General features: G+C 72.0%; 26 protein-coding genes. 24 read left to right on the top strand and 2 right to left on the bottom strand.

Translation table 11 applies throughout. From position 1 onward, the window contains the following. The first annotated feature begins 74 nt into the window (after positions 1 to 74). The 3 genes from ffh (at position 75) to ftsH (ending at position 4,460) form a co-directional block, all read left to right on the top strand. Positions 75 to 1,640 carry a signal recognition particle protein gene (gene ffh, locus ACZ51D_RS03450; RefSeq protein WP_465622393.1) on the top strand — a complete coding sequence of 522 codons (1,566 nt, stop codon included), beginning with the start codon at positions 75 to 77 and terminating at the stop codon, positions 1,638 to 1,640. A gap of 108 nt (positions 1,641 to 1,748) precedes the next feature. Beyond that, on the top strand, positions 1,749 to 2,273 hold the full coding sequence (locus tag ACZ51D_RS03445) for a GNAT family N-acetyltransferase (protein ID WP_396289949.1): 525 nt from the start codon (positions 1,749 to 1,751) through the stop codon (positions 2,271 to 2,273). Positions 2,274 to 2,366: 93 nt separating this feature from the next. After that, entirely contained in the window at positions 2,367 to 4,460 is a 2,094-nt protein-coding gene (ftsH, locus tag ACZ51D_RS03440; RefSeq protein ID WP_465622259.1) for an ATP-dependent zinc metalloprotease FtsH, read from the top strand. 53 nt (positions 4,461 to 4,513) lie between these two features. Here ftsH and ACZ51D_RS03435 read toward each other — a convergent pair whose 3' ends face one another. Then, positions 4,514 to 5,338, bottom strand: a complete 825-nt coding sequence (locus ACZ51D_RS03435) for a class I SAM-dependent methyltransferase (RefSeq protein ID WP_360504641.1) — start codon at positions 5,336 to 5,338, stop codon at positions 4,514 to 4,516. Between the two features lie 230 nt (positions 5,339 to 5,568). On the opposite strand from ACZ51D_RS03435, the gene proS reads away from it, so the two are divergent. The 18 genes from proS (at position 5,569) to ACZ51D_RS03345 (ending at position 22,169) form a co-directional block, all read left to right on the top strand. Next, the gene (proS, locus tag ACZ51D_RS03430) at positions 5,569 to 6,981 is read left to right on the top strand and encodes a proline--tRNA ligase (protein ID WP_465622258.1); all 1,413 of its coding nucleotides are present in this window, start codon (positions 5,569 to 5,571) and stop codon (positions 6,979 to 6,981) included. 521 nt (positions 6,982 to 7,502) lie between these two features. After that, entirely contained in the window at positions 7,503 to 8,081 is a 579-nt protein-coding gene (locus ACZ51D_RS03425) for a hypothetical protein (RefSeq protein ID WP_360504645.1), read from the top strand. A 391-nt stretch (positions 8,082 to 8,472) separates the two neighbouring features. Continuing rightward, positions 8,473 to 8,901, top strand: coding sequence for a 30S ribosomal protein S16 (gene rpsP, locus ACZ51D_RS03420; RefSeq protein ID WP_360504647.1), 429 nt, complete (start codon positions 8,473 to 8,475; stop codon positions 8,899 to 8,901). Positions 8,902 to 8,903: 2 nt separating this feature from the next. Continuing rightward, on the top strand, positions 8,904 to 9,143 hold the full coding sequence (locus ACZ51D_RS03415) for an RNA-binding protein (RefSeq protein WP_030056773.1): 240 nt from the start codon (positions 8,904 to 8,906) through the stop codon (positions 9,141 to 9,143). Between the two features lie 203 nt (positions 9,144 to 9,346). Then, positions 9,347 to 9,973, top strand: a complete 627-nt coding sequence (gene rimM / locus ACZ51D_RS03410; protein WP_465661074.1) for a ribosome maturation factor RimM — start codon at positions 9,347 to 9,349, stop codon at positions 9,971 to 9,973. A gap of 32 nt (positions 9,974 to 10,005) precedes the next feature. Then, positions 10,006 to 10,824, top strand: coding sequence for a tRNA (guanosine(37)-N1)-methyltransferase TrmD (gene trmD, locus ACZ51D_RS03405; protein ID WP_465622392.1), 819 nt, complete (start codon positions 10,006 to 10,008; stop codon positions 10,822 to 10,824). Between the two features lie 154 nt (positions 10,825 to 10,978). Further along, positions 10,979 to 11,329 carry a 50S ribosomal protein L19 gene (rplS, locus tag ACZ51D_RS03400; RefSeq protein ID WP_030306736.1) on the top strand — a complete coding sequence of 117 codons (351 nt, stop codon included), beginning with the start codon at positions 10,979 to 10,981 and terminating at the stop codon, positions 11,327 to 11,329. 77 nt (positions 11,330 to 11,406) lie between these two features. Continuing rightward, positions 11,407 to 12,339 carry a signal peptidase I gene (gene lepB / locus ACZ51D_RS03395; RefSeq protein ID WP_465622255.1) on the top strand — a complete coding sequence of 311 codons (933 nt, stop codon included), beginning with the start codon at positions 11,407 to 11,409 and terminating at the stop codon, positions 12,337 to 12,339. Next, the gene (gene lepB / locus ACZ51D_RS03390) at positions 12,323 to 13,264 is read left to right on the top strand and encodes a signal peptidase I (RefSeq protein WP_465622253.1); all 942 of its coding nucleotides are present in this window, start codon (positions 12,323 to 12,325) and stop codon (positions 13,262 to 13,264) included. Before lepB (ACZ51D_RS03395) ends, lepB (ACZ51D_RS03390) begins: the two co-directional genes overlap by 17 nt. Before the next feature lie 306 nt (positions 13,265 to 13,570). Then, complete coding sequence (lepB, locus tag ACZ51D_RS03385) at positions 13,571 to 14,512, top strand: signal peptidase I (RefSeq protein WP_465622252.1); 942 nt, start codon at positions 13,571 to 13,573, stop codon at positions 14,510 to 14,512. Positions 14,513 to 14,657: 145 nt separating this feature from the next. Beyond that, positions 14,658 to 15,413: a signal peptidase I gene (gene lepB, locus ACZ51D_RS03380; protein WP_465622250.1), complete on the top strand. Its 756-nt coding sequence runs from the start codon at positions 14,658 to 14,660 to the stop codon at positions 15,411 to 15,413. 112 nt (positions 15,414 to 15,525) lie between these two features. Then, positions 15,526 to 15,999 carry an NUDIX hydrolase gene (locus tag ACZ51D_RS03375; protein ID WP_465622249.1) on the top strand — a complete coding sequence of 158 codons (474 nt, stop codon included), beginning with the start codon at positions 15,526 to 15,528 and terminating at the stop codon, positions 15,997 to 15,999. Positions 16,000 to 16,054: 55 nt separating this feature from the next. Beyond that, positions 16,055 to 16,381 carry a DUF2469 domain-containing protein gene (locus tag ACZ51D_RS03370; RefSeq protein WP_030056781.1) on the top strand — a complete coding sequence of 109 codons (327 nt, stop codon included), beginning with the start codon at positions 16,055 to 16,057 and terminating at the stop codon, positions 16,379 to 16,381. A gap of 297 nt (positions 16,382 to 16,678) precedes the next feature. After that, entirely contained in the window at positions 16,679 to 17,113 is a 435-nt protein-coding gene (locus ACZ51D_RS03365; RefSeq protein ID WP_360504712.1) for a YraN family protein, read from the top strand. A gap of 1 nt (position 17,114) precedes the next feature. Then, entirely contained in the window at positions 17,115 to 18,824 is a 1,710-nt protein-coding gene (locus ACZ51D_RS03360) for a YifB family Mg chelatase-like AAA ATPase (RefSeq protein WP_465622248.1), read from the top strand. A gap of 8 nt (positions 18,825 to 18,832) precedes the next feature. Beyond that, complete coding sequence (gene dprA / locus ACZ51D_RS03355) at positions 18,833 to 20,056, top strand: DNA-processing protein DprA (RefSeq protein ID WP_465622246.1); 1,224 nt, start codon at positions 18,833 to 18,835, stop codon at positions 20,054 to 20,056. Between the two features lie 252 nt (positions 20,057 to 20,308). Further along, complete coding sequence (gene whiG, locus ACZ51D_RS03350) at positions 20,309 to 21,343, top strand: RNA polymerase sigma factor WhiG (protein ID WP_465622244.1); 1,035 nt, start codon at positions 20,309 to 20,311, stop codon at positions 21,341 to 21,343. Between the two features lie 223 nt (positions 21,344 to 21,566). After that, positions 21,567 to 22,169, top strand: a complete 603-nt coding sequence (locus ACZ51D_RS03345; RefSeq protein WP_465622390.1) for a TetR/AcrR family transcriptional regulator — start codon at positions 21,567 to 21,569, stop codon at positions 22,167 to 22,169. Here ACZ51D_RS03345 and ACZ51D_RS03340 read toward each other — a convergent pair. Continuing rightward, positions 22,156 to 22,845 carry a M23 family metallopeptidase gene (locus tag ACZ51D_RS03340; protein WP_465661072.1) on the bottom strand — a complete coding sequence of 230 codons (690 nt, stop codon included), beginning with the start codon at positions 22,843 to 22,845 and terminating at the stop codon, positions 22,156 to 22,158. The genes ACZ51D_RS03345 and ACZ51D_RS03340 overlap by 14 nt on opposite strands. 607 nt (positions 22,846 to 23,452) lie before the next feature. Here ACZ51D_RS03340 and rpsB point away from each other — a divergent pair. From rpsB to pyrH, 3 genes are all read left to right on the top strand, one after another. Then, positions 23,453 to 24,361, top strand: a complete 909-nt coding sequence (rpsB, locus tag ACZ51D_RS03335; protein ID WP_465661070.1) for a 30S ribosomal protein S2 — start codon at positions 23,453 to 23,455, stop codon at positions 24,359 to 24,361. 130 nt (positions 24,362 to 24,491) lie between these two features. Next, positions 24,492 to 25,331: a translation elongation factor Ts gene (gene tsf / locus ACZ51D_RS03330; protein WP_387693683.1), complete on the top strand. Its 840-nt coding sequence runs from the start codon at positions 24,492 to 24,494 to the stop codon at positions 25,329 to 25,331. A 262-nt stretch (positions 25,332 to 25,593) separates the two neighbouring features. Then, complete coding sequence (gene pyrH, locus ACZ51D_RS03325) at positions 25,594 to 26,358, top strand: UMP kinase (RefSeq protein ID WP_360504673.1); 765 nt, start codon at positions 25,594 to 25,596, stop codon at positions 26,356 to 26,358. Positions 26,359 to 26,399 lie beyond the last annotated feature (41 nt).

Raw genomic sequence — 26,399 nt, 5'->3', positions numbered from 1 at the left:
TTACCCGGGGCGGCCGGATACCCTGGGGGACGACGACCGTACCGTTACCGATGCCGCAGAGGACCCGCGACGACGTGTTCGACACCCTTTCCGATCGCCTCGCAGCGACGTTCAAGAACCTCCGGGGCAAGGGCCGCCTGAGCGAGGCGGACATCGACGCCACGGCCCGCGAGATCCGTATCGCGCTGCTGGAGGCGGATGTCGCGCTGCCTGTCGTCCGGGCCTTCATCAAGCAGGTCAAGGAGCGGGCGCTCGGTGTCGAGGTCTCCGGCGCGCTGAACCCGGCGCAGCAGATCATCAAGATCGTCAACGAGGAGCTCATCGCGATCCTCGGCGGCGAGACCCGCCGGGTGCGGTTCGCCAAGAGCGGCCCGACGGTCATCATGCTCGCCGGTCTGCAGGGCGCCGGTAAGACCACCCTCGCGGGCAAGCTCGGCCACTGGCTGAAGAAGCAGAAGCACACCCCGCTGCTGGTGGCCTGCGACCTCCAGCGCCCCAACGCGGTCAACCAGCTCCAGGTGGTCGCCGAGCGCGCCGGCGTGGCCTTCTACGGCCCGCAGCCGGGCAACGGCGTCGGCGACCCGGTGCAGGTGGCCAAGGACTCGATCGAGTACGCCAAGCAGAAGCAGTACGACGTCGTCGTCGTCGACACCGCCGGCCGCCTGGGCATCGACGCCGAGCTGATGCAGCAGGCCGCCGACATCCGCGCCGCGGTGAACCCGGACGAGGTCCTGTTCGTCGTCGACGCGATGATCGGCCAGGACGCGGTCACCACCGCGCAGGCCTTCCTCGACGGCGTGGACTTCACCGGTGTCGTGCTCTCCAAGCTCGACGGCGACGCCCGCGGCGGTGCCGCCCTGTCGGTCGCCCACGTCACCGGCCGGCAGATCATGTTCGCCTCCAACGGCGAGAAGGTCGACGACTTCGACGCCTTCCACCCGGACCGGATGGCCTCGCGCATCCTCGGCATGGGTGACGTCCTCTCGCTGATCGAGCGGGCCGAGCAGACCTTCTCGCAGGCCGAGGCGGAGAAGATCGCCGCCAAGCTGCGCGGCGGCCCGAAGGCGTTCACGCTGGACGACTTCCTGTCGCAGCTGGAGCAGGTCCAGAAGATGGGCTCGATCTCCAAGCTGCTCGGCATGCTGCCCGGCATGGGCCAGATCCGCGAGCAGATCAACAACATCGACGACAAGGACGTCAACCGGGTCGGCGCGATCATCAAGTCGATGACCCCGACCGAGCGCGCCGAGCCGGAGCTGATCAACGGCTCCCGCCGGGCCCGCATCGCCAAGGGATCGGGCGTCCAGGTCGGCGAGGTCAAGAACCTGGTCGAGCGGTTCTTCGAGGCCCGCAAGATGATGTCCGCGATGGCCTCCGGCAAGGGCATGCCCGGCATGCCGGGGATCCCGGGCATGGGCGGCGGCGCGAAGAAGTCCGGCAAGAAGGCCCCGCAGGCCAAGGGCAAGCGCAAGAGCGGCAACCCGCTGAAGCGGGCGCAGGAGGAGGCCGCGGCCGCCGAGCGCCGCGCGCTCGGCCCGGGCGCCGACCAGGCCCCGGCGGACGGCGGGGCGTTCGGCCTCGGCGCGGGCAAGGGCCCGGCCGACTTCGAGCTGCCCAAGGAGTTCAAGGACCTGCTGTAGTCCTTGAGCGTCCGGGGCTGGTCTGTGATCGGCCTTGATCGATTTCGCTCGGCCCGTCGTCCGGTATTTCCGGGCGGCGGGCCGATCGCGTGTCCGATGATGGGGGACATGCGAGTGATGATCAGGGCCCCGAGGGCCGAGGACGCGGTTGCGTACGCCGAGGCGGTCCGGCGGTCCGCCGAACACATCGGGCGGTGGAACCCGGTCGAGCCGGACGGGCTGCCCGAACTGCTGGAGCGCCAGGGGGCCGGCCTGCGCACCTTCCTGATCCTCGACGGGAGGACCGGCGGGCTGGTCGGCAAGGTGAACATCGCCAACATCGTGATGGGCCGGTTCTGCAACGCGACGATGGGCTACGACGCGTACCTGCCGTTCGCCGGCACCGGGCGGATGACCGAGGGCATGCGGCTGGTCCTGGACCGCTGCTTCGCCCCGCAGTCGGCCGGCGGGCTGGGACTGCACCGGCTGGAGATCAATGTGCAGCCGGACAACGAGCGTTCGGTCGCGATGGCCAAGCGGCTGGGCTTCCGACGCGAGGGCTTCTCGCCGCGGATGCTGTTCCTGCAGGGCGACTGGCGCGACCACGAGCGGTTCGCGCTGACCGCCGAGGAGTGGCCCGGCGCTTCGGCATAACCGCTGGTGGGAGGCGCCCGGCGGGACCGCGCGGGCGCTCGGGCGCGGCGTTGCGGTTGGCCCGCCCGAGCACCTGTCCGTATCGTCCGATGGGTGACCGAACCCGTGCCGCCGCGTCAGACCCCCGACCAGCCCTGGCGCTCCGAGGGCGCCCCGCCCCCGCCCCCGCCCCGCCGCAGGATGCCCGGCGGCTGGACCGGCCTCGTCCTCACCGCCCTCGTGGTGTTCCTGATCTCCGACGTGCTGCTGTCCTACTTCGGCAACGAGGGCGCCACCACGATCTCGTACACCGAGTTCAACAACCAGCTGAACAAGGGCAACATCACCAAGATCTACGCCAAGGGCGACGCGATCGAGGGCACCCTCAAGAGCGCCCAGCCCAAGCCGGACGGCGGCAAGGGCGACTACACCGAGTTCGACACCCAGCGGCCCTCGTTCGCGGGCGACAACCTGTGGACCACGCTGCAGCAGCAGGGCGTCGAGGTCACCGCCACCTCGCCGGTCCAGCAGCGCAGCTTCCTCACCAACCTGCTGCTCTCGCTCGCCCCGATGCTGCTGCTGATCTTCATCTGGGTGCTGCTCGCCCGCCGGATGGCCGGCGGCCTCGGCGCCGGGCCGCTCGGGCGCAAGGCACCGCCCAAGCCGGTCACCGCCGAGCAGGGCACCCGCACCACCTTCGCCGACGTGGCCGGAATCGACGAGGTCGAGGCCGAACTCACCGAGGTGGTCGACTACTTGAAGAACCCGGAGCGGTACCGCAAGCTCGGCGCCAAGATGCCGCGCGGCGTGCTGCTGAGCGGCCCGCCCGGGACGGGCAAGACCCTGCTGGCCCGGGCCGTGGCCGGCGAGGCGGACGTGCCGTTCTTCTCCGCCTCCGCCTCCGAGTTCATCGAGATGATCGTCGGCGTCGGCGCCAGCCGGGTCCGCGAACTGTTCGCCGAGGCCCGCAAGGTCGCCCCGGCGATCATCTTCATCGACGAGATCGACACCATCGGACGCCAGCGCGGCGCGGGCGGCGGCATGGGCGGGCACGACGAACGCGAGCAGACGCTCAACCAGATCCTCACCGAGATGGACGGCTTCAGCGGCTCCGAAGGCGTCATCGTGATCGCCGCGACCAACCGGGCCGACGTGCTCGACCCGGCGCTGCTGCGCCCCGGCCGCTTCGACCGGCGGATCACCGTCAGCCCGCCCGACCGGGAGGGCCGGGCCGCGATCCTGCGCATCCACACCCGCACCGTCCCGCTGTCCGGCGACACCGACCTCACCCGACTGGCCAAGGTCACCCCCGGGATGACCGGCGCCGAACTCGCCAACCTGGTCAACGAGGCCGCCCTGCTGGCCGTCAAGCGCGAGCAGGACGCGGTCAACGAGCGGGACCTCTCGGACGCCCTGGAGAAGGTCCAACTCGGCGCCGTGCGGCCGCTGGTGATGCCGCAGGAGGAGCGCGAGCGGACGGCGTACCACGAGAGCGGGCACGCGCTGCTGGGCATGCTCCAGCCCGGCGCGGACCCGGTCCGCAAGATCACCATCGTGCCGCGCGGCCGGGCGCTCGGTGTCACCCTCTCCACCCCGGAGAACGACCGCTACTCGTACACCGAGCCCTACCTGCGCGGCCGGATCATCGGCGCGCTCGGCGGCATGGCGGCCGAGCAGGTGGTCTACGGAGTGATCACCACCGGCGCGGAGAGCGACCTGGAACAGGTCACCAACATCGCCCGCGGGATGGCCGGGCGCTGGGGGATGAGCGAGCGGGTCGGCCGGCTCACCGCGGTGCCCTCCGACCCGCAGGGCGCGTACGGGCTCTCCGCCGCGCCGACCACGCTGGACGCGGTGGACGAGGAGGCCCGGCGGATCGTCGCCGAGTGCTACGACGACGCGGTGCGGCTGCTGACCGAGCAGCGGCACCGGCTGGACGCGCTGGCGGCGGCGCTGCTGGAGGCGGAGACGCTGGACGAGGAGCAGGCCTACCGGGCGGCGGGGGTGCCCCGGGAGGGGGCCTCAGAGGGCTCCGGCGGGTCAGGCGGGTCCGGCAGCTCCGGCGGGTCCGGCAGCTCTGGTGGGACCGACAGCTCCGGTGCTTCGGGTGGTCCCGGTGGTTCTGACGGTTCCGCCGGTTCCGGTGGCTCCGACAGTGCCGGTGGTTCCGAGGACGGCCCCGGCGGGAGGTCGCTCGACCAGGCGTGAACCGGTTGCCGGGGGCGCCCGCCGTGGTGGCGGGCGCCCCCGGTTCGCGTCTCCTAGCGCGGCCGCTCGGCGACCAGGTAGCGGAACACGTTCTCCATCCGGACCGAGCCGTCCGCGCGCAGGTACGGCTGCAGCGCCTCCTCCAGCTCCTTGGCCACCAGTGAGGCGCCGGAGAACTCCTCCGCCGCCTCGAACAGGCCGGTGGAGAGCAGTCCGCGCACCGCGCTGTCGAGGTCGGCGTAGGCGAACGGGCAGCCCACCCGGCCGCTGCCGGCCGGGCGCAGGCCGGCCGGGGCGAGCAGGTCCTCCAGCGCTCCGGGCGCGCTCAGCTCGAACGGGTCGCGCGCGGTGGTGCGACCCGCCATCCGCCGGGCCACGTCCAGCAGCGCGGCGCTCTCGCAGCGCTCCGGCGGGCCCCAGACGGCGAGCACCACGTGCCCGCCCGGGAGGGTGAGCCGGGCGGCCTCGGCCACCACCGCGCAGGGCTCGGCGGCGCCGGGCAGCTGCTCGAAAACCGTCACCAGCGAATGGGCCGAGCGGGCGACGTCGGCGGCCGGCCGGGCCCCGGCGCACACCCGCAGGCGACGGTCGCGGGCCAGCTCGCGCAGCTCGTCCCGTGGCTCCTGCCCGGAGACCTGGGCGCCCCGTCCGGCGGCGAGCAGCAACGCCAGTCCGGACCGGCAGCCCAGGCCCAGCACACTGCTCGCCGGGCCGACCTCCAGCCGGTCGTAGACCGCCTCGTAGAGCGGCACCAGCATGCGTTCCTGGATCTCCGCCCAGTCGCGCGCCCGCACGGGCCCGGCGGCCCCGGGCTGCGGGTGGTGCGCGCGTGCGCCCGTTGGTCGTTCGGTTGTGCCGGTCGTCCGAGCTGAAGCCATCGCGGCCTCCCATCCGGTCCTTCGGTGTGCTGCTACGGCTCCCCCAAAGTCCCGCCCTACTCCAGCGAACAGCGGGTCGGGCCCGGCGTCCAGAGGGGTGCAGGGTGGTGCGCGCGTGTCGCGGTAGTGCGCCCCCCGTCCTTCGGCCCGTTCCGCGGCCCGGTCCGTCACCGGCCGGGGGTGTGATACCGATTCGAAGTCAGGGGGTCGCTCCCCGTACCATTCGCCCCATGGCTAAGGCACCCGTTCTCACCCCTCAGGCGGAAGACTTCCCGCGCTGGTACCAGGACCTCATCAACAAGGCCGAGCTGGCCGACAACGGTCCGGTGCGCGGCACCATGGTCATCCGACCGTACGGCTACGGCCTGTGGGAGCGGATGCAGCAGGAGATGGACGCCCGGATCAAGAAGGCCGGCGCGCAGAACGCCTACTTCCCGATGTTCATCCCGCAGTCCTACCTGACCAAGGAAGCGGAGCACGTCGAGGGCTTCGCACCCGAACTCGCGGTGGTCACCCACGGCGGCGGCAAGCAGCTGGACGAGCCGGTCGTCGTCCGGCCCACCTCCGAGACGATCATCAACGAGTACTTCTCGAAGTGGGTGCAGAGCCACCGCGACCTGCCCCTGCTGATCAACCAGTGGGCCAACGTGGTCCGTTGGGAGCTGCGCCCGCGTGTCTTCCTGCGCACCACCGAGTTCCTCTGGCAGGAGGGCCACACCGCCCACGCCACGTACGAGGACGCCCGTGCGTACGCGGCGATGATCCACACCCAGGTCTACGGCGACTTCATGACCAACGTGCTCGGCATCGACGTCGTGCTCGGCCGCAAGACCGCCAAGGAGCGCTTCGCCGGCGCCATCAACACCCTCACCCTCGAGGCGATGATGGGCGACGGCAAGGCGCTGCAGATGGGCACCAGCCACGAGCTGGGCCAGAACTTCGCCAAGGCGTTCAACACCACCTACCAGCTGCAGGGCGCCGAGCGCGAGCACGTCTGGCAGACCTCCTGGGGCGTCTCGACCCGCATGGTCGGCGGCCTGATCATGTCCCACGGCGACGACAACGGCCTGCGGGTTCCCCCGCGCCTGGCCGCCGTCCAGGCCGTCGTGCTCGCGATCAAGGGCGACGACGCGGTCATCGCCAAGGTCCGCGAGATCGGCGCGCAGCTGGAGGCCGCCGGCATCCGGGTCGTGGTCGACGACCGCACCGACACCCCGTTCGGCCGCCGCGCCGTCGACTGGGAGCTCAAGGGCGTTCCGCTGCGCATCGAGGTCGGTCCGCGCGACCTGGAGAACGGCACCGCGATGCTGGCCCGCCGCATCCCGGGCGGCAAGGAGCCGGTCTCCATCGACGCCCTGGCCGCGCTGCTCCCGGGCGTGCTGGAGGAGGACCAGGCGCTGCTGCTGCGCCAGTCCCGCGAGCGCCGCGAGTCCCGCACGGTCGACGTCAAGACCATCGACGAGGCCGTCGAGGCCGCCGCGACCGGCTGGGGCCGGATCTCCTGGGCCGACCTCGGCGCGGAGGGCGAGGCCAAGCTGGCCGAGCAGGGCGTCACGGTGCGCTGCATCGTCGCGGCCGACGGTTCGGTGCCGCAGTCGGACGACCAGGACGGCAATATCGCGATCGTCGCCCGCGCGTACTGACATCGATCCGGTTCCGACACCCGTTCCCGGTTCGCACCCGTGTCCGGTTCCGGGTTCGATCCGGGGTTCGGTTCAGGCGGCCGTTTCGCGGGTCTTCCGCGATCCGGGATGTCCGCCGGTTGTCTGTTACCTGTAGGTAATGACCGTTGGCGGCGACATTTGCCCGTAATGCGGATGGGTAAGAATCCGGTAACTCCTTCGGGGGACTCCCGGCAGCGGACATCCCTACTGGCCGGTCAACTCCCGGTATTAACGGAATAGCGGTACGGTGTACGGCCCGTGGCCCTGTCAATCAGGCGGGACCACGGGCCGTACGTCCTGGGGGCGACAGCCCGCCGCCCGGGGCGGAATTCACCAGGCCCGCCGACCGTGGGACGGGCCGAAACCGGCAGGGGGTTGGTCTTGCGTCAGATCCGGAGCGTGCAATTCGCGCGCCGCCTTGCATTCCTGGGAGTTCCCTGTGAATTCCCGGAGGACGGAAACATGCGGAACATCGGCTCGCACTCCATCGTTGGTCTAGCGTGAGCACGACACAGCCCCTCGTCCTCGCGGCCGAACTGGCCGCCGCCTGGAGCGACATCCAGGCCTACCACCAGGATCTCCCCGACCTGGCCTCGCCTGAGGCCCTGATCGGTGAATCCTCCTCGGCCTGTGGCACGCGGCTCGGTTTCGAGCGGCTCCTCCACGAGGCTGCCCACGGTCTGGCCGCGGCCCGGGATATCCGGGACACCTCGCGGGCCGGCCGCTACCACAACCGGCGCTTCCTGATGCTCGCCTCCGAGCTGGGCCTGGCGCACCCGGTGGAGCCGCACGCGAGTAGCGGCTTCTCCCAGGTGACCATGCTCAAGGAGACCCAGGAACGCTACGCAGGAACCATCGAGCGTCTGGACCGCGCCCTCGGCGCGCACCAGGAAGCGGTGGCCGGCGACGGCGTGACGCGTGCCTTCCGCGGCCCGGCCGCCCGGCACGGCTCCTCCGGGGGCGGCGTCCGGGTCAAGGCGGTTTGCGGCTGCGGACGCAACGTCCGGGTCGTTCCGTCGGTGCTCGCGCAGGCGTCCATCGTCTGCGGCGCGTGCCAGCAGCCGTTCAAGATCACGTAAGTGGTCGGCGGGCCGGCGGGACTGCTGTGCGGGCAGCGGTCCGGCCGGAGCGAGCGGTCGCACGGCGGACCGGCAGAGCGGTACAGGCGCTACGAGCAGTCCGAGCGCTACGAGCGGTCCAAGCGCTATGAGCAGAACAACGGCAGGGCAGTACAACAGCGGTGAGTCCGTGGGCTGGACCGGGAGCGGGGGCTCCCGGTCGAGCCCTGATCCGTTCCCGGGCCGTGTGCGGGCGGTTCGCGCCGGTATGGCAGAATGGACAGCTGAGTACTCGGCAGCCGAGACAGGACCCCTCTCTCCTACGGCTGGCGTGTCCCTTGAACGGTCCACCCCGCAACCCCACGCGAGGCGAGCCCGCTCACCCACGTCAACACCAGGAGAACCCACTCCCGTGGCAGTCAAGATCAAGCTGAAGCGTCTCGGCAAGATTCGCTCCCCGCACTACCGCATCGTCGTCGCCGACGCCCGCACCAAGCGTGACGGTCGCGCGATCGAGGAGATCGGCATCTACCAGCCGACCTACAACCCCTCGAAGATCGAGGTCGACAGCGACCGCGCCCAGTACTGGCTGTCCGTCGGCGCCCAGCCGACCGAGCCGGTGCTCGCCATCCTGAAGCTGACCGGCGACTGGCAGAAGTTCAAGGGCCTGCCGGCCCCGGCGCCGCTGCTGGTCGCGGAGCCGAAGGTCGAGGACTTCTCGCACCTGTTCGCGAAGGCCGTCGCCGGCTTCGAGGACGCCACCACCGGTGTCGCCATCACCCCGAAGGCCAAGAAGTCGGACAAGGTCGAGGCTGAGGCCGACGCCGCCGCCGAGGCCTGAGCGTGATCGAGGACGCCCTCGACCACTTGGTGAAGGGCATCGTCGAGCACCCCGACGAGGTGCAGGTGCGTTCGCGCAACCTGCGTCGGGGCAACACCATCGAGGTGCGAGTGCACCCCGATGACCTCGGCAAGGTGATCGGCCGGGGTGGCCGCACGGCGCGCGCTCTGCGCACCGTGGTCGGCGCCCTCGGCGGTCGCAACGTCCGGGTCGACCTGGTCGACGTGGACAACATTCGCTGACGCAGCTGCTCGTTCAGCCGTCAGGGCTTGGGGCCGACCGGGACGCATGTCGTCCCGGTCGGCCTTTTCTCGTTTCCCGCACCACCCGTTCGCACCACCCCTTCGGGGCATCGCACCACCCCACCGCACCAGCCCTTCGCACCGGCCCTTCGCATTTCGTCGGGCTCTCGTTTCGGCTCAGGAACTCCAGGAGAACGATCACCGTGCAGCTCGTCGTCGGCAAGATCGGCCGTGCCCACGGCATCAGGGGGGACGTCAGCGTCGAGGTCCGCACCGACGAGCCGGAGCTCCGGCTCGGCCCGGGTGCCGTCCTGCTCACCGACCCCGCGTCGGCCGGGCCGCTGACCATCGAGTCCGGCCGGGTGCACAGCGGCCGGCTGCTGCTGCGCTTCGTCGGCGTCAAGGACCGCAACGCGGCCGAGGCACTCCGGGGCACCCTGCTCATCTCCGAGGTCGACCCGGAGGAGCGCCCCGACGATCCGGAGGAGTACTACGACCACCAGCTGATCGGCCTGGACGTGGTGCTGCTCGACGGCACCCTGGTCGGCGAGCTGACCGAGGTGCTCCACCTGCCGTACCAGGACCTGCTCACGGTGGAGAGGCCCGACGGGACCGAGGTGCTGGTGCCCTTCGTCAGCCAGATCGTGCCGACCATCGACCTGGAGAACCAGCGCGCGGTGATCACCCCGCCGCCCGGGCTGATCGACCTGGAGCAGGCGGAGGTCGCCGGTACGTCCTCGGCCGAGGGCCCTGAGACCGCTGAGACCGCTGAGGCTGCCGAGGCCGCTGCGCCCGCCGAGCCCGCCGACGGTTCGGAGGAGTCGGAGTGACCGTCGAGGAGAGCGGCGGTGTGCAGAGCGGCATGCGGATCGACGTCGTCACGATCTTCCCCGAGTACCTGGAGCCGCTGAACATCTCGCTGGTCGGCAAGGCCCGCGCGCGCGGCCAGCTGGACGTGCACGTCCACGAGCTGCGCGAGTGGACCCACGACGTGCACCGCACGGTGGACGACAGCCCGTACGGCGGCGGCCCCGGCATGGTGATGAAGCCCGAGCCGTGGGGCGAGGCGCTGGACGCGGTGGTCGCCGGCGGGCCCGAGGGCGAGGTGCCCACCCTGGTCGTGCCGACCCCGAGCGGGCGCCCGTTCACCCAGGAGCTCGCCCAGGAGCTGGCCGGCCGCCCCTGGCTGGCCTTCACCCCCGCGCGGTACGAGGGCATCGACCGCCGGGTGATCGAGGAGGCGGCCACCCGGATGCCGGTGGTCGAGGCCTCGATCGGCGACTACGTGCTGGCCGGCGGCGAGGTCGCGGTGCTGGTCATGGTCGAGGCGATCGCCCGACTGCTGCCCGGGGTGCTCGGCAACGCCGAGTCCCACCGCGACGACTCCTTCGCGCCGGGCGCGATGGCCGACCTGCTGGAGGGGCCGGTCTACACCAAGCCCGCCGAGTGGCGCGGCCGCACCGTGCCGGACGTGCTGCTCAGCGGCAACCACGGCCGGATCGCCCGTTGGCGGCGCGAGCAGGCCTTCGCCCGTACCCTGGCGAACCGTCCCGACCTGGTCGAACGCTGGCAGTACGGCGCCTTCGACAAGAAGGAGCGGGAGGCGCTCAGCATCCTCGGCCTGGCCTGGGATGAACAGCTCGGCCGATTTCGGTCCGTGGCCGGTGGTGTGGAAGAATAGGCCGCTGCTGTCTGTCGCTGGCACCCTCTCGTAGGGGGCACGTGGACCGGCGCCCCCGCCACGGGGGGCTCGCCGTCAGCCGATGCGGCCCGCAGCAAACCCCATTGTGACGATTTTCCGTGGGCGGCCCGTGGCGCCTGCGATGGAGAGCAACATGAGCAACAAGCTCGCTGCTGTCGACGCGGCTTCGCTGCGTAGCGACATTCCGGCCTTCCGCGCCGGTGACACCCTGAAGGTCCACGTCCGGGTCATCGAGGGCAACCGCTCCCGTGTCCAGGTCTTCCAGGGCGTCGTCATCCGCCGCCACGGCGCCGGCATCGGTGAGACCTTCACCGTTCGCAAGGTCAGCTTCAACGTCGGCGTGGAGCGCACCTTCCCGGTGCACACCCCGGTCGTCGAGAAGATCGAGGTCGTGACCCGCGGTGCGGTTCGCCGCGCCAAGCTGTACTACCTGCGTGACCTCCGCGGCAAGGCCGCGAAGATCAAGGAGAAGCGCGACCGCTGATCCACCGGCCCCCGGCCTCGCCGGGGGATCGGAGCGCTCAAGGGGACCGAGAGACCGCAAGGTAAGCTCACCCCCCGATGAGCACGCACGAACCACCCGCGGACCGCGACAGCAGTCCCGCACCCTCCGGTGCGGACTCGCTGTCGCGGTCCGCGGTCGTGTCCGGGGCGGTTACCGGGGCCGCTTCGGTCGTTTCCGCGGTCGTTTCCGAGGACACGGCGACCGGTCCGGCTACTGCCGCTTCCGCGCGCACCGCCGAGGAGAGCCAGGCCGCGGAGAGTCGGGGCGAGGAGAGTCAGGCCGAGGAGGGCTCGGAGCAGGACGAGGAGCCCGGCCACTCGCGTTCGCGCGACCTGCTGCTGTTGGTGGGGATCTGCCTGGCGGCCCTGCTCCTGGTGAACGCCTTCGTCGCGCGTCCGTTCGCGGTGCCCTCCGGGTCGATGGAGGACACCCTGCGACCGGGCGACCGGCTGATCGCGAACCAGCTCGCCTACGCCTTCGGCGGCCACCCCCAACGGGGCGACATCGTGGTCTTCGACGGGAGGGGCTCCTTCCTGCGGGAGTCCGCGCAGCCGCAGGGCTTCTGGGACGGCGCGCGTTCGCTCGCCCAGGACCTCGGGCTGGCCCCGGCCGGGAACACCATCTACGTCAAGCGCGTGATCGGCGTCGGCGGCGACCGGGTGACCAGTGCCGGCCCGGGTGCGCCGATCACCGTCAACGGCGTGCCGGTGGACGAGACCTCCTACCTGGCCCCGGGGAACGACCCGTCGAGCGTGGCCTTCGACGTGGTGGTGCCGGCCGGCGAACTGTGGGTGATGGGCGACCATCGCAGGGCCTCCCGTGACTCCCGCGACCACCTCGGCGAGCCCGGCGGCGGCTTCGTGCCCGAGGAGAAGGTGATCGGCCGGGCGGACTGGGTGGTCTACCCGTTCTCGCGCTGGACCAGCCTGGACCGGCCCGCGGCTTTCGCCGCGACTGCGGGGACGGGTGGTCATGGGGACCAGAGGTAGGGGTCGGCTCGCCGACCGCCCGGCCCGCGAGCCGGACAACGGTGGGCCGGAGGGCGCCGGGCCCGCCGTGGCCCGGTCGGTGCGCGGCCGGGCCGAGCGTCGCCGCAGCGCCCGTCGGGCGGCTCGCCGACGCAAGCGGTCGCTGGTGCGCGAGGTCCCGATGATCATCCTGGTGGCCCTGCTGGTGGCGCTGGTGATAAAGACCTTCCTGGTCCAGGTGTTCGTGATCCCCTCGGGTTCGATGGAGCAGACCATCCGGATCGGGGACCGGGTGCTGGTGGACAAGTTGACCCCCTGGTTCGGCAGTGAGCCGCAGCGCGGCGACGTGGTGGTCTTCAAGGACCCGGGCGGCTGGCTGGAGAACGACCACAAGCCCTCCGACGACGGCCCGGTGCTGGGTGCGGCCAAGCAGGCGCTGACCTTTGTCGGACTGCTGCCGTCCGACAACGAGCAGGACCTGATCAAGCGGGTGATCGGCGTCGGCGGGGACACCGTCGAGTGCTGCGACGCGCAGGGGCGGCTCAGCGTCAACGGGCACCCGGTGGACGAGACCTACCTCGCACCCGGCAACCCGCCGTCCCGGCAGCCCTTCAAGGTGAAGGTGCCGCAGGGGCGGCTCTGGGTCATGGGCGACCACCGCGACGTCTCCGCCGACTCCCGCTTCCACATGGGCAATCCGGGCCAGGGCACGATCCCGCTGAGCGGTGTGGTCGGTCGCGCGTTCGTGATCGCCTGGCCGCTGGACCGCTTCCATCAACTCGATGTGCCGAGTTCACTCTCCTCTCTCGCCCGGGCTCCGCAGGCCGGAGGAACTACCGCGGAATCCGTGGGCGTTGGGCCGGTTCCTGTGGAACCTCCGCTCGTTATGGGTGTGTTGGGCATCCTTCCGCTCGTCGGTCGTCGGCCGGGGCGGCCTCCGGAGTGAGCCGCGTCGGCCGCCGACCGGCCGGGCCTCGCGTGTGGGACCGCGAGCCGGATGCCTTGGAGTGATAGAGAAGTGCAGGTGCGGCCGGGAGTGGTTCCGGGTCGCGCGCCGAGACTGTGCTGGTGTCAGGGGAGCCCGCGGTGGGCAGCCCTGAGGCGTTCATGGTCATGGTGAGCGTGGTGCCCGCTGTGCGGCACTCTGAGCGCGGGCGCGCGGGCGTCCGCACAGCAGGGAGGAGACGTTGTGGGGGATTTGGTGATCGGTGCCCGTTCGGGCGCCGGAGAGCCCGAAGGCCCAGGTCGTCGGGTGGCCCGGTCCGCCGAGTCCTCGGCGTCCTCGGCCGCGGTCGACGACGCCGCGGCCCAGACCGCCGACGAGCAGGGCACGGGGGCCGAGGACTCGCCGGAACCCTCGCACCCGGAGACCGGGTCGGTGGACGGATCGGAGTCGGAGTCTCCGGCCAAGCCGCGCAAGCCGCGCTCCTTCTGGAAGGAGCTGCCGATCCTGATCGGGATCGCGCTGATCCTCGCGCTCGTGATCAAGACCTTCTTCGTCCAGGCGTTCTCCATTCCGTCGGAGTCGATGCAGAACACGCTGCAGGTCGGCGACCGCGTCCTGGTGGACAAGCTGACCCCCTGGTTCGGGGCCGAGCCCGAGCGCGGCGAGGTCGTGGTGTTCCACGACCCGGGCGGCTGGCTGAACGACGAGCCGACCCAGCAGAGCAGCAACTCCTTCGTCCGCGGCGTTCAGGACGTGCTCAGCTTCGTCGGTCTGATGCCCTCCACCAATGAGAAGGACCTGATCAAGCGGGTCATCGCGGTCGGCGGGGACACCGTCGAGTGCGAGGGCGAGGGGCCGGTCAAGGTCAACGGCGTCGCGCTCAACGAGCCGTACGTCTACCCGGGCAACACCCCCTGTGGTGACCACCCCTTCCAGCCGGTCAAGGTACCCAAGGGGCGGATCTGGGTGATGGGCGACCACCGCGCCAACTCGCTGGACTCCCGCTTCCACATGGACCAGCCGGGCGGCGGCACCGTCCCGGTGGACAACGTGATCGGGCGTGCCTTCGTGGTGGCCTGGCCGATCAACCACTGGTCGACGCTGTCGGTGCCGGACACCTTCGACCAGAAGGGCCTGGCGGCGGCCGCGCCCATGGCGCCCCCCGTGGTCGGTGCGGTGGGGGCTGTCGCCCTGCTTCCGCTGGTGCGCCGGGTGCGAGTCCGGGTGGAGCGCCGCAAGGAGTCCTGAGCTCCACCGGGTTGTCCCCGACTCTTGCGCGGGCCGTGGTACCGACGAGTAATCTGCTCGGACGTGCCACGGCCCGTCGGCGTTCCCGCCGGTGCCTCCGGCGTGCCAGTGGTGTTCTCCGGTAGGCCAGAGGTGGACGGTGTCGATGAGCAGTGTCGTGGAGCAGACGGCCGATCGCCCGGCCGCGCCCGCCCGTGAGCGCCGTCGCTTCGCCGCAGTGCTGCAGGGCGTCGCGCTGGCGCTCGGGCTGGTGCTGATGATCGGCGGCTTCGCCCTGATCGCGATCGACTACCGGCCGTACAACATCCCGACCGCCTCGATGCACCCGACGCTGCAGGTCGGAGACACCGTGCTGGCCCGCAAGGCCGACGGCGGGAAAGTCGGCCGGGGGGACGTGGTGGTCTTCCGGGACCAGGCCTGGGGCGGCGAGCTCATGGTCAAGCGCGTGGTCGCGGTCGGCGGGGACACCGTCGCAACCAGCGGGGACAACCGTCGGCTGACGGTCAACGGACAGCCGGTGGACGAGCCCTACCTCGCGACGCAGGGCCGCCAGGGCGAGTCGTTCAGCGTGACGGTGCCGCAGGGCCGGCTGTTCCTCCTCGGCGACAACCGGGTCGGCTCGCTCGACTCCCGCACCCACCTGGAGGTCGACGGCGGGACCGTCCCGGCCGACGTCATCGAGGCCAGGGTCGAGGCCACCCTGAAGCCCTTCGGCCGGACGGGCCTGCTCGACCGGACCACGGCCTTCGACGGCTTCACGGGGCCGAGGGCGTCGCAGCCCGGCCCGCTGGAGCCCGCCGCCTACGCCACCGTCGCCGGCGCGGCGCTGATCCTGGTGACCTCGGCGGTGGGCGGGGTGGCGGGCCTGGCCCGCCGGCTCCGCCGGGGGCGCAGCTCCTGAGCGGGGCCGTCGCGGCGCGGGCCGCTCTGGCGAACATCGCCCCGAACGGCGGCGTCGGGTGGCAGGATCGGTAGCGCCACCGATGCGAACGGAAGGAGCGTGGAGCGCAGCCATGACAGCACAGCGTCGCCGGGCGGCGCGGATCCTGCTGCTGGACGGGCTGGACCGCATCCTCCTCTTCCTGGGCGCCGACCCGGCCGTCCCGGGGGAGACATGGTGGTTCACGCCCGGGGGAGGCTTGGAAGCAGGGGAGGACGTGCGCGAGGCCGCCGAGCGGGAGCTCGCGGAGGAGACCGGCTTGCGGGGCGTGGACCTGGGGCCCTTGGTGGCGTACGGCACGGTGTCGTTCTCCTTTCAGGGACAGCGCTTCGAGCAGGAACAGTGGTTCCACCTGGCCCGGACCACGGAGACGGGCCTGGACCACTCGGGCATGGGCGCGGACGAGCACGCCCAGTTGCTCGCGGCGCGCTGGTGGACGGTCGAGGAACTGAGGGGGACCGGCGAGACGGTCTATCCGGCCGGCCTGGCGGACTTCCTGGCACGGCTGCTGGCCGAGGGCCCGCCGGTGGACCCGGTGCGGCTCTGACCGTGGGTGCGGTGGTCCACAATGGGTGGACGTGACAAGTTGAGGGGACGCCTGGATGAGTGCCGAAGATCTCGAGAAGTACGAGACCGAGATGGAGCTCAAGCTCTACCGGGAGTACCGGGACGTCGTCGGCCTGTTCAAGTACGTGATCGAGACCGAGCGACGGTTCTACCTCACCAATGACTACGAGCTGCAGGTGCACTCGGTCCAGGGCGAGGTGTTCTTCGAGGTGTCGATGGCGGATGCGTGGGTCTGGGACATGTACCGGCCGGCCCGGTTCGTCCGCAAGGTCCGGGTGCTGACCTTCAAGGACGTGAACATCGAGGAACTCGCGAAGAGCGACCTGGAGCTGCCCTCGGACGAGTCCGGCTTCGGGAACTGACGTTGAACGACTCCGGCCCGCGTTGTCCAGCCGAATTTCGCGGGATCGGGGCTTCTCACCCCTGCGGGTGACAGAAGTTGTCCACAGGTCCGAGTTATCCACAGGGAAACGGAATTTCCGGGCCCCGCCGTGCGCGGTGGTGCAGCCTCCTCGGCGGAGGTGGTCACCATGCAGCACACCGTCGAGCAGGACCAGGCCGTACCGGAGCAGGTCGCACCGAGCACGGCCGTAGCCGACCCGACCGCGCCGGACACGGCCGTACCGGAGCAGGCCGCGCCCGGGAAGAAGCCGCGGGGGATCCCGGACCGCAGCACCAGGAACGCGCTCGGCCGCTACGGGGAGCGGGTCGCCGCCCGCCGCCTCGCGGAGGCCGGGCTCCGCATCCTGGACCGCAACTGGCGCTGCGTCGAGGGCGAGCTGGACATCGTCGCCCTCGACGGCGACACCGTGGCGGTCTGCGAGGTGAAGACCCGCTCCGAGCGGGGCTTCCAGCAGCCCACCGAGGCCATCGACCAGGCCAAGGCCGCCCGGCTGCAACGCCTGGCCGAGCGCTGGATGGCCGAGCGTTGGCCCGGTCACTTCGCCCGGCTGGCCGGGGCCGACGACGACGTGGCGCCGACGGATCCGCACTGGCCGCCCGCCCCGCCGGGTGGGGTGCGGATCGACCTGGTCGCCGTGGTCAACCGGGCGCGGGGTGCGGCCCTGGTCGACCACCTGCGGGGGGTGGTCTGAGATGGCCTTCGCCCGAACCTGTTCCGTCGCGCTGGTCGGCGTCGACGGGGTGATCGTCGAGGTCCAGGCCGATCTGGAGCCCGGGGTGGCCGCGTTCACCCTGGTCGGCCTGCCCGACAAGGCGCTCACCGAGTCCCGCGACCGGGTCCGCGCCGCGGTGGTGAACAGCGGCGAGGCCTGGCCGCAGCGCAAGCTGACGGTCGGCCTCAGCCCCGCCTCGGTGCCCAAGAGCGGCAGCGGCTTCGACCTCGCGGTGGCCTGCGCCGTGCTGGCCGCCGCCGAGCGGCTCGACCCGTCGTCCATCGCCGAGCTGCTGATCATCGGCGAGCTGGGGCTGGACGGCCGGGTGCGGCCGGTCCGCGGCGTGCTCCCGTCGGTGCTGGCCGCCGCCGATGCCGGTTACGAACGGGTCGTGGTCGCCGAGCAGACCGCGCCCGAGGCCTCGCTCGTCCCCGGGGTGACGGTGATCGGCGTCCGCAGCCTGCGCCAGCTGGTCGCGATCCTGACCGGAGCGCCGCCGCCGGAGGAGCCGCCCGATCCGATCGGAGGCCGACCGGACCCGCTGATGGCCGGGCTGATGCTGCCCAGCGCGAGCGTGCGGGGCCTGTCCGAGGACAAGGCGGCCCGCCTCGACATGGCCGACGTGGCCGGCCAGTACGAGGCGCGGCGAGCCCTGGAGATCGCCGCCGCCGGAGGACACCACCTCTACCTGAAGGGTCCGCCGGGCGCGGGCAAGACCATGCTGGCGGAGCGGCTGCCCTCGCTGCTCCCGCCGCTGACCCAGCAGGAAGCGCTGGAAGTCACTGCCGTGCACTCGGTTGCCGGCCTGCTCCCGGTCGGGCGCCCGCTGATCGACACCGCGCCCTACTGCGCCCCGCACCACTCCACCACGATGCCCGCGATCGTCGGCGGCGGCAGCGGCCTGCCGCGACCGGGCGCCGTCTCGCTGGCCCACCGGGGCGTGCTGTTCCTGGACGAGGCGCCGGAGTTCCCGGTCCGGGTGCTCGACGCACTGCGCCAGCCGCTGGAGTCGGGCGAAGTGGTGATCGCCCGCTCGGCCGGGTCGCTCCGGCTCCCGGCCCGCTTCCTCCTCTGCCTGGCCGCCAACCCCTGTCCGTGCGGCCGGCACTCACGGCGGGGCGAGGGCTGCGAGTGCACCCCGGTGATGGTCAGCCGCTACCAGGGGAGGCTCTCCGGGCCACTGCTGGACCGGGTCGACCTCCAGGTCCAGGTCGCCCCGGTGACGAGGATCGAACTCATGGAGCGGGACACCACGGCGGAGAACACCGAGACCGTCGCGGCCCGGGTGCTGGCCGCGCGGGAGCGGGCGGCGGCCCGGCTGGCGGACACCCCGTGGCGGACCAACGGGGAGGTCCCGGGCCACGAGCTGCGCACGCGGTGGCAGCTCGCGCCCGGCGCGCTCAACGATGTCGCACGCCAGCTGGAGCGGGGGCTGCTGACCGCCCGGGGCCTGGACCGGGTGCTCCGGGTCGCCTGGACGGTCGCCGACCTCGCCGGCCGCGACCGGCCTGACCAGCGGGACCTGCGCACCGCCCTGGTCCTGCGCACCGGGGTGGAGCACGGGCTGGCGCTGACCGAACGGGGCACCGGCCGGCTCGGGGGCATCCCGGCCCAGCGCGGCGGCCCGCCGGACGGCGGCCGGCCCGGGACACGTGCCGAGCAGACGGAGAACGCGGAGGGCGAGGCATGAACCGGTTGGTGAGGCACCCCCAAGCCCACAGCGGAGCCGGAGCCGGAGCCGGGCTCGGGCCCCGGCTCCGGATCGGGCCAGCAACCGATCCCACCGACGCCACGACAGCGCCCGATCCCGAGCGCCTCGCCCGCGTCGTGCTCAGCCGGCTCAGCGAACCGGGGGACGCGGTGGTCGGCCGCTGGCTCGGCCGGCTCCCCGCCGTCGACGTGGTCCAGGCGATCCGGGACGGGACGGTGCCCGACCACCCCGGGCTGGATTCCGCCCGCCTGGCCGGGTACCAGGCGAGACTCCCGGGGCTGGACCCGGAGATGGACCTGAAACGGGTACGGCGCGCCGGTGGGCGGTTCATCATTCCGGGGGACACGGAATGGCCCAGCCAACTCGATGACCTGGGCGACGGCCGTCCCATCGGGCTCTGGACGATCGGCACCGGCTCGCTGAGGCTGCTCGCGCTCCGCTCGGTCGCGATGGTCGGCTCCCGGGCCTGCACGGCCTACGGCGCCCACGTCGCCGGGGAACTGTCGGCCCAACTGGCCGAGCGCGGTTGGGTGGTGGTGTCCGGCGCCGCCTACGGGATCGACGCGGCCGCCCACCGCGGCGCACTCGCCGTCGGAGGGATGACCGTCGCGGTGCTTGCCTGCGGAGTCGACGTGGCCTACCCGAAGGGGAACGCCGAACTGATCCGGCGGATCGGCGTCCAGGGTCTGCTGGTCAGTGAACTCCCGCCCGGGGAGCACCCGAACCGCTTCCGCTTCGTCCTACGCAACCGGGTCATCGCGGCGCTCACCCGGGGCACCGTGGTGGTCGAGGCGGCGGTCCGCAGCGGAGCCCTGAGCACGGCGAGGCGGGCGCGGGACCTCAACCGCCACACCATGGGCGTCGCCGGCCCGGTGACCTCGGAGCTCTCGGCCGGGGTGCACGCCCTGATCCGCAGCGGCGCCGCCGCCCTGGTCACCGACGCGGCCGAGATCACCGAGCTGATCGGGGCGATCGGGGACGACCTGGCCCCGCAGCGCAGTGGACCGGTGCTGCCGCGCGACCTGCTGGAGCCCCCGGTGGCCCGGGTCCTGGAAGCCGTACCGGCGACGGCGGAGGGCGCGCCGGTCGAACGACTGGCCCGCCAGTCCGGGCTCCCGCCGGACGAAGTGCTCCAGCGGCTCTACGAGTTGGGCTCGCTCGGCTACGTCGAGCGACACGGCGCGCACTGGCGCATGGTGCGGAGGAGGTGAGCGTCGGAGCAGGGAACGCGCGTGCGCCGAGGGAGGGCGTGTCCGAACCGCCCGGCTGACCTGCTGATCCGGGTCTTCCGCTCGTGTGCCCGGATCCGGTGAGTGAACGCCACCGGATCGGGGGACGACCGAGTGGCGGTAGCGCTTTGCAGCGAGTCGGTCACGCTACGCTCCACATGCCTTCCCTATCAGCACATGACTCGGCAGAACGGCGCAGACCAACGCATGCCCACACACATTCCCGGACACAGAGTGACCGGTGGCGCTCGGTCCTCGGGAGGGCCGAGGACCGAGCGGCGCCCGGCGACCGAGTTCCCGTCCAAGTCGGCGGGGGCGATGGGCGGCCTGTCGCGCCAGGGCGGCCGGCCGACGGTGGTGCCAGGCCAGCCCGCGGACGCGACCCGGGGCACCGAGGCGGTCCGCGCCGGCGACGCGCCGGTGGACACAACCGCCGACACATCCGCCGCGACACCAGCCGCCACGCCCGCGGACACCGGACAGGCCGGCCCGGACGCCGTGACCCAGGGGCGCAGCGCGCTCGAAGAGCTCTGGCGCTCCTACAAGGAGACCGGCGACCAGCGGCTGCGCGAGCAGCTGATCCTGCACTACTCACCGCTCGTCAAATACGTGGCGGGGCGGGTCGGGGTCGGCCTGCCCTCCAACGTCGAGCAGGCGGACTTCGTCTCCTCCGGGGTCTTCGGGCTGATCGACGCGATCGAGAAGTTCGACATCGAGCGCGCCATCAAGTTCGAGACCTACGCGATCAGCCGCATCCGCGGCGCGATCATCGACGAGCTGCGCGCCCTGGACTGGATCCCGCGCTCGGTGCGGCAGAAGGCGAAGGCGGTCGAGCGGACGTACGCGACGCTGGAGGCCCGGCTGCGCCGGACGCCGCACGAGCCCGAGGTCGCGGCCGAGATGGGCATCGCGATCGAGGACCTGCACGCCATCTTCAGCCAGCTGTCGCTCGCCAACGTGGTGGCCCTGGACGAGCTGCTCCACCCGGTGGGGGAGGGCGGCGACCGGCTGAGCCTGATGGACACCCTGGAGGACCACGGCGCGGACAACCCGGTCGAGGTGGCCGAGGACCGCGAGCTGCGCAGACTGCTGGCCCAGGCGGTCAACACCCTTCCCGAGCGGGAGAAGACCGTCGTGACGCTCTACTACTACGAGGGACTCACCCTTGCCGAGATCGGGCAGGTGCTGGGGGTGACGGAGAGTCGGGTGAGCCAGATCCACACCAAGTCCGTCCTCCAGCTGCGCGCCAAGCTCTCGGAGGTCCGCTAGCGCCCCGATCCGGTCGCGCGCCGATCCGGTCGCGCGCCGATCCGGTCGCGCGCCGATCCGGTCGCGCGCCGATCCCGTAGCGCCCCGATCCGGCGGCGCGGGGTTCAGCCGGACAGGCCGGGCCTGCCCGGCGGGCCCCTGCCTCCTCCGCATGCGCGGCGCCTTATCGGCCGCGGGCAGGGCTCCGTACAGTGGGAGCGTGCCGAAGATCCGAGCGGCCACGGTGGCCGAGCATCGCCAGCTGCAGCGAGCAGCACTCCTCGACGCTGCCCGCACCCTGCTCACCGAGGGTGGCAAGGAGGCCCTGACCTTCCCCGCGCTTGCCGCGCGTACCGGGCTGGCGCGTTCCTCGGTCTACGAGTACTTCCGCTCCCGCGCCGCCGTGGTCGAGGCGCTCTGCGAGGTGGACTTCCCGCTCTGGGCGGCCGAGATCGAGGCCGGGATGGGGAGCTGCGACACCGCCGCCGAGCGGATCGAGGCGTACGTCCGGGGTCAGCTGGCGTTGGCCGCCGACCCGCGCCACCGTGCGATCGTGGCGATCTCGGCGCTGGAGCTCGACGAGGCCGCGCGCGAGCGGATCCGGGCGGCGCACGGCAGGCTGGCCGGCCTGGTCGTCCGGGCGCTGGAGGACCTGGGCCACGAGCGGCCCCGGCTCGCCGCGGTGCTGCTGCAGGGGGTCGTGGAGGCGGCCGTCCGTCGAGCCGAGCAGGCGACTACCGGGGAGCACGCCGGTTGCCCGACCGAGAACCCCGAGAACGCGGAGAACCCCGAGGAGATCGCGGTCGCCGCCGTCGCTTTCGCGCTGCACGGCCTCAGCCGGGCGTGACCGCCTGCTCGGCCTCCGACGGCTGCAGCCGCTCGGCCCCCAGCGGTTCTGAGCCCAGTGGCAGCAGCCGTGCCGTACCCGCGCCGAACAGGGCCAGCGGGTCCAGGTAGCGGCCCCCGCGCAGCAGCCCCCAGTGCAGGCAGTCGCGCGCGGCGCAGTGCCGCCCGTCCGGGGCGAGCCGGCCGATCACCTGCCCGGCGGCCACCGCGGTGCCGACCGGGAGGGTGCCGGTGAGCGGCAGGTAGGTGGTTCGGAGCGGGGGAGACCCCGAGCCGAGGTGGGAGACGGTCACCACCGGACGTCCGGCCACCAGCCCGGAGAACGTGACCACCCCGGCGGCCGCCGCCCGGACCTCCGCCCCGGGCTCGGCGGCGAGGTCCACTCCCCGGTGCCCGGCGGCCCAGGGCTTCGCCGGCGGCTCGAACCGCCCCAGCACCCCGCCGGGCCCGCCCACCGGCCAGGCCCGGGCACCGCGCGGGCCCAAGCCACTGCCGGAGCCACTGCCACTGCGGGAGCCGGAGCCATTGCCGGAGCCCGAGCCGCCCGCCGCCCCCGCTGCCGCCCCCGCTGCCGCCCCCGCCGCTGCCCCCGGCATCCCGAGCGCCCCCACCACCCCCAGCGCCACCCCCACGGCGACCAGCCCCCGAATCCCGACGAACCACGCACGAGCAGTCATGCGCGAAGGCTCGCCGCCCGGCCGCCCAAGCACCACCCGGATCCGGATTCCTGTGGACAAACCGCCCCCGCGTCCGACCGCCGCCCCTCCAACGGGTGTACGGACGCCGCCATCCGGTGTACAAGCGGCATACCGGTGGCCAACCGCGGGCAGGCAGCCGACCGACGCACGCACGCTCCCCAGCTCCGCAGACCCCGGCGCCGGTACCGCCGCCGACCCGCCCGTCGGCACCCCCGCCGACCCGCCCGTCCCGGCCGTTCCCAGGTTCTTCCCGGGTCCTCGGCAGGCCCCCGGCCGCTCGCGAAGTCGCCCGTCGCTCGGCGCTTCCCGTACACTTCACACGCGACCCGGTCCGCCGGGTCGACTTCGCACGCCCCGCCACCGGCGGCCGGACGCGGTTCGTCCGCAGCCCCGCCAGGTGCGAGTGCCGCTCGGTCCGCCGAGCCCGACCGGCCCCCGGCCGAGCGGGCGCAAGCGGCTCGGCACGTTCGGGGCGTCAGGCGTGGCTGTCACCTGGCCGCCACGGACAAACCGAGACTGACCCGGCTGTGGGCGATCGCTGCGACGCAGTGCCGCTGTCGGGCCGTAACACCTGAGGAGCACGGCAATGGCCGTCGTCACGATGCGGGAGCTGCTGGAGAGCGGCGTCCACTTCGGTCACCAGACCCGCCGCTGGAACCCGAAGATGAAGCGCTTCATCATCACGGAGCGCAACGGCATCTACATCATCGACCTCCTGCAGTCGCTGAACTACATCGACCGCGCCTTCGAGTTCATCAAGGAGACCGTTGCCCACGGCGGCAGCGTCCTCTTCGTCGGCACGAAGAAGCAGGCCCAGGAGGCCATCGCCGAGCAGGCCACCCGCGTGGGCATGCCCTACGTGAACCAGCGCTGGCTTGGCGGCATGCTGACCAACTTCTCGACCGTCTACAAGCGCCTTCAGCGTCTGAAGGAGCTCGGCGAGCTGGACTTCTCGGACGTGGCCGGTTCCGGCCTCACCAAGAAGGAGCTCCTGGTCCTCCAGCGCGAGCACGACAAGCTGGAGAAGACCCTCGGCGGTATCCGCGACATGCAGCGCGTTCCCAGCGCCGTCTGGATCGTGGACACCAAGAAGGAGCACATCGCGGTCGGCGAGGCCCGGAAGCTCAACATCCCGGTCGTCGCCATCCTCGACACCAACTGTGACCCGGACGAGGTCGACTACAAGATCCCGGGCAACGACGACGCGATCCGCTCCGTCACCCTGCTGACCCGCGTGATCGCCGACGCCGTGGCCGAGGGCCTGAAGTCCCGCGCCGGTGTCGCCAAGGGCGACACCAAGGCCGAGCCGGGCGCCGACCAGCCGCTGGCCGCCTGGGAGAAGGACCTCATCGAGGGCGAGAAGGCCGAGGAGGCCCCCGCCGCCGCCGAGGCCCCCGCCGCCGAGGAGGCCCCCGCTGCCGAGGCGCCGGCCGCCGAGGAGGCCCCCGCCGCCGCCGAGGCTCCCGCCACCGAGGCGCCGGCCGAGCAGGCCTGACGTACCAAGGGTGAGGGGCACCCGCCGGTACGAAGCCGGCAGGTGCCCCTCTCTCCAGCGCCGGGACCCGAACCATCGGTCCCGGCGCCACTCCACGCAGACACGCGAGACGCGAGAAGAGATTCACACCATGGCGAACTTCACCGCCGCGGACGTCAAGAAGCTCCGTGAGCTCACCGGCGCCGGCATGATGGACTGCAAGAAGGCCCTGGACGAGGCCGAGGGCAACGTCGAGAAGGCCGTCGAGCTCCTGCGCATCAAGGGCCAGAAGGGCGTTGCCAAGCGCGAGGGCCGCGACGCCTCCAACGGCGCCGTCGCCGCGCTGATCGCCGAGGACAAGAAGTCCGGCGTTCTGGTCGAGCTGAACTGCGAGACGGACTTCGTCGCCAAGGGTGACAACTTCGTCAAGGTCGCCGACGCCATTGCCGCCCACGTCGCCAAGACGGCCCCGGCCGACCTGGACGCCGCCCTGGCTTCCGAGATCGAGGCCGGCAAGACCGTCCAGCAGTTCGTGGACGAGGCCAACGCCACCCTGGGCGAGAAGATCGTCTTCCGTCGCTTCGCCCAGTTCGACGGTGACGGCTTCGTCGCGGTCTACCTGCACAAGACCAGCCCCGACCTGCCGCCGGCCGTCGGCGTCCTGGTCGAGCTGGACAAGGAGAACGCCGAGGTCGCGAAGGACGTCGCGCAGCACATCGCCGCCTTCGCCCCGAAGTACCTGTCCCGCGAGGACATCCCGGCCGAGGACATCGAGAACGAGCGCCGCGTCGCCGAGGCCACCGCTCGCGAGGAGGGCAAGCCGGAGGCTGCCCTGCCGAAGATCGTCGAGGGTCGCGTCACCGGCTTCGTGAAGGAGTTCTCCGTCCTGGAGCAGGCCTTCGCGAAGGACAACAAGAAGACCGTCGCCAAGGTCCTCGAGGAGAACGGCGTCGCCCTCAAGCGCTTCGCCCGCTTCCGCGTCGGCGCCTGAGCCACGTTCCACCGGGTTCCCGGCCCCCTTTAGGCTGGGAACCGCCCCCGCCCGCTGACCAGGGCGGGAGGAACGCCGAACGGGCTCACCCAGCGCCAACCGCCCACGGGCGGGCTCGCGTCGGCACCATGAACGACGAGGAGGCCATTGCCGTGCAGGACACCGAACCGGTTCCCGCGGCAGTGGCCTCCTCGCGTGTACGCGCAGGCGGGGCATCCGCACACCCGCGCCTGTGACCAGTAGGTGCAAAAAGGAGAAGTCCATGCAGGAGACGCAGGAGACCGCGCAGGACCCCAGGGTCGGCTCGCGCCGCCGGGTGCTGCTCAAGCTGTCCGGTGAAGCCTTCGCCGGTGGCGGCGGACTCGGCGTCGACCCGGACGTCGTGCACGCGATCGCCCGAGAGATCGCCACGGTCGTCCGCGCCGGTACCGAGGTCGCGGTGGTCATCGGTGGTGGCAACTTCTTCCGGGGCGCCGAACTGCAGGTTCGCGGCATGGACCGGGCCCGCTCCGACTACATGGGCATGCTCGGCACCGTCATGAACTGCCTGGCGCTGCAGGACTTCCTGGTCAAGGAGGGCATCGAGACCCGGGTCCAGACCGCCATCACCATGGGCCAGGTCGCCGAGCCGTACCTCCCGCTGCGGGCCGTCCGGCACCTGGAGAAGGGCCGCGTGGTGATCTTCGGCGCCGGTATGGGCATGCCGTACTTCTCCACCGACACCACGGCCGTCCAGCGCGCGCTGGAGATCCACGCCGACGTCCTGCTGATGGGCAAGAACGGCGTGGACGGCGTCTACGACTCCGACCCGCGGACGAACCCGGACGCGGTCAAGTTCGACGCGCTGGAGTACTCCGAGGTCATCGCGCGCGACCTCAAGGTCGCCGACCTCACCGCGATCACGCTGTGCAAGGACAACAACCTCCCGATGCTGGTCTTCGAACTGCTGGCGGAGGGCAATATCGCGCGTGCGGTGAAGAGTGAGAAGATCGGCACACTCATCAGCCAGGATTCTGTCCGGGCCTGAGCAGCAACCAGCCGTACGGGAACGGTGCGGGAGCCGCGAAC

This window comes from Kitasatospora sp. NPDC033851, from assembly GCF_055576085.1.
The sequence above is the reverse complement of the archived record's forward strand: the minus strand, read 5'-3'. Positions and strand labels throughout refer to the sequence as shown.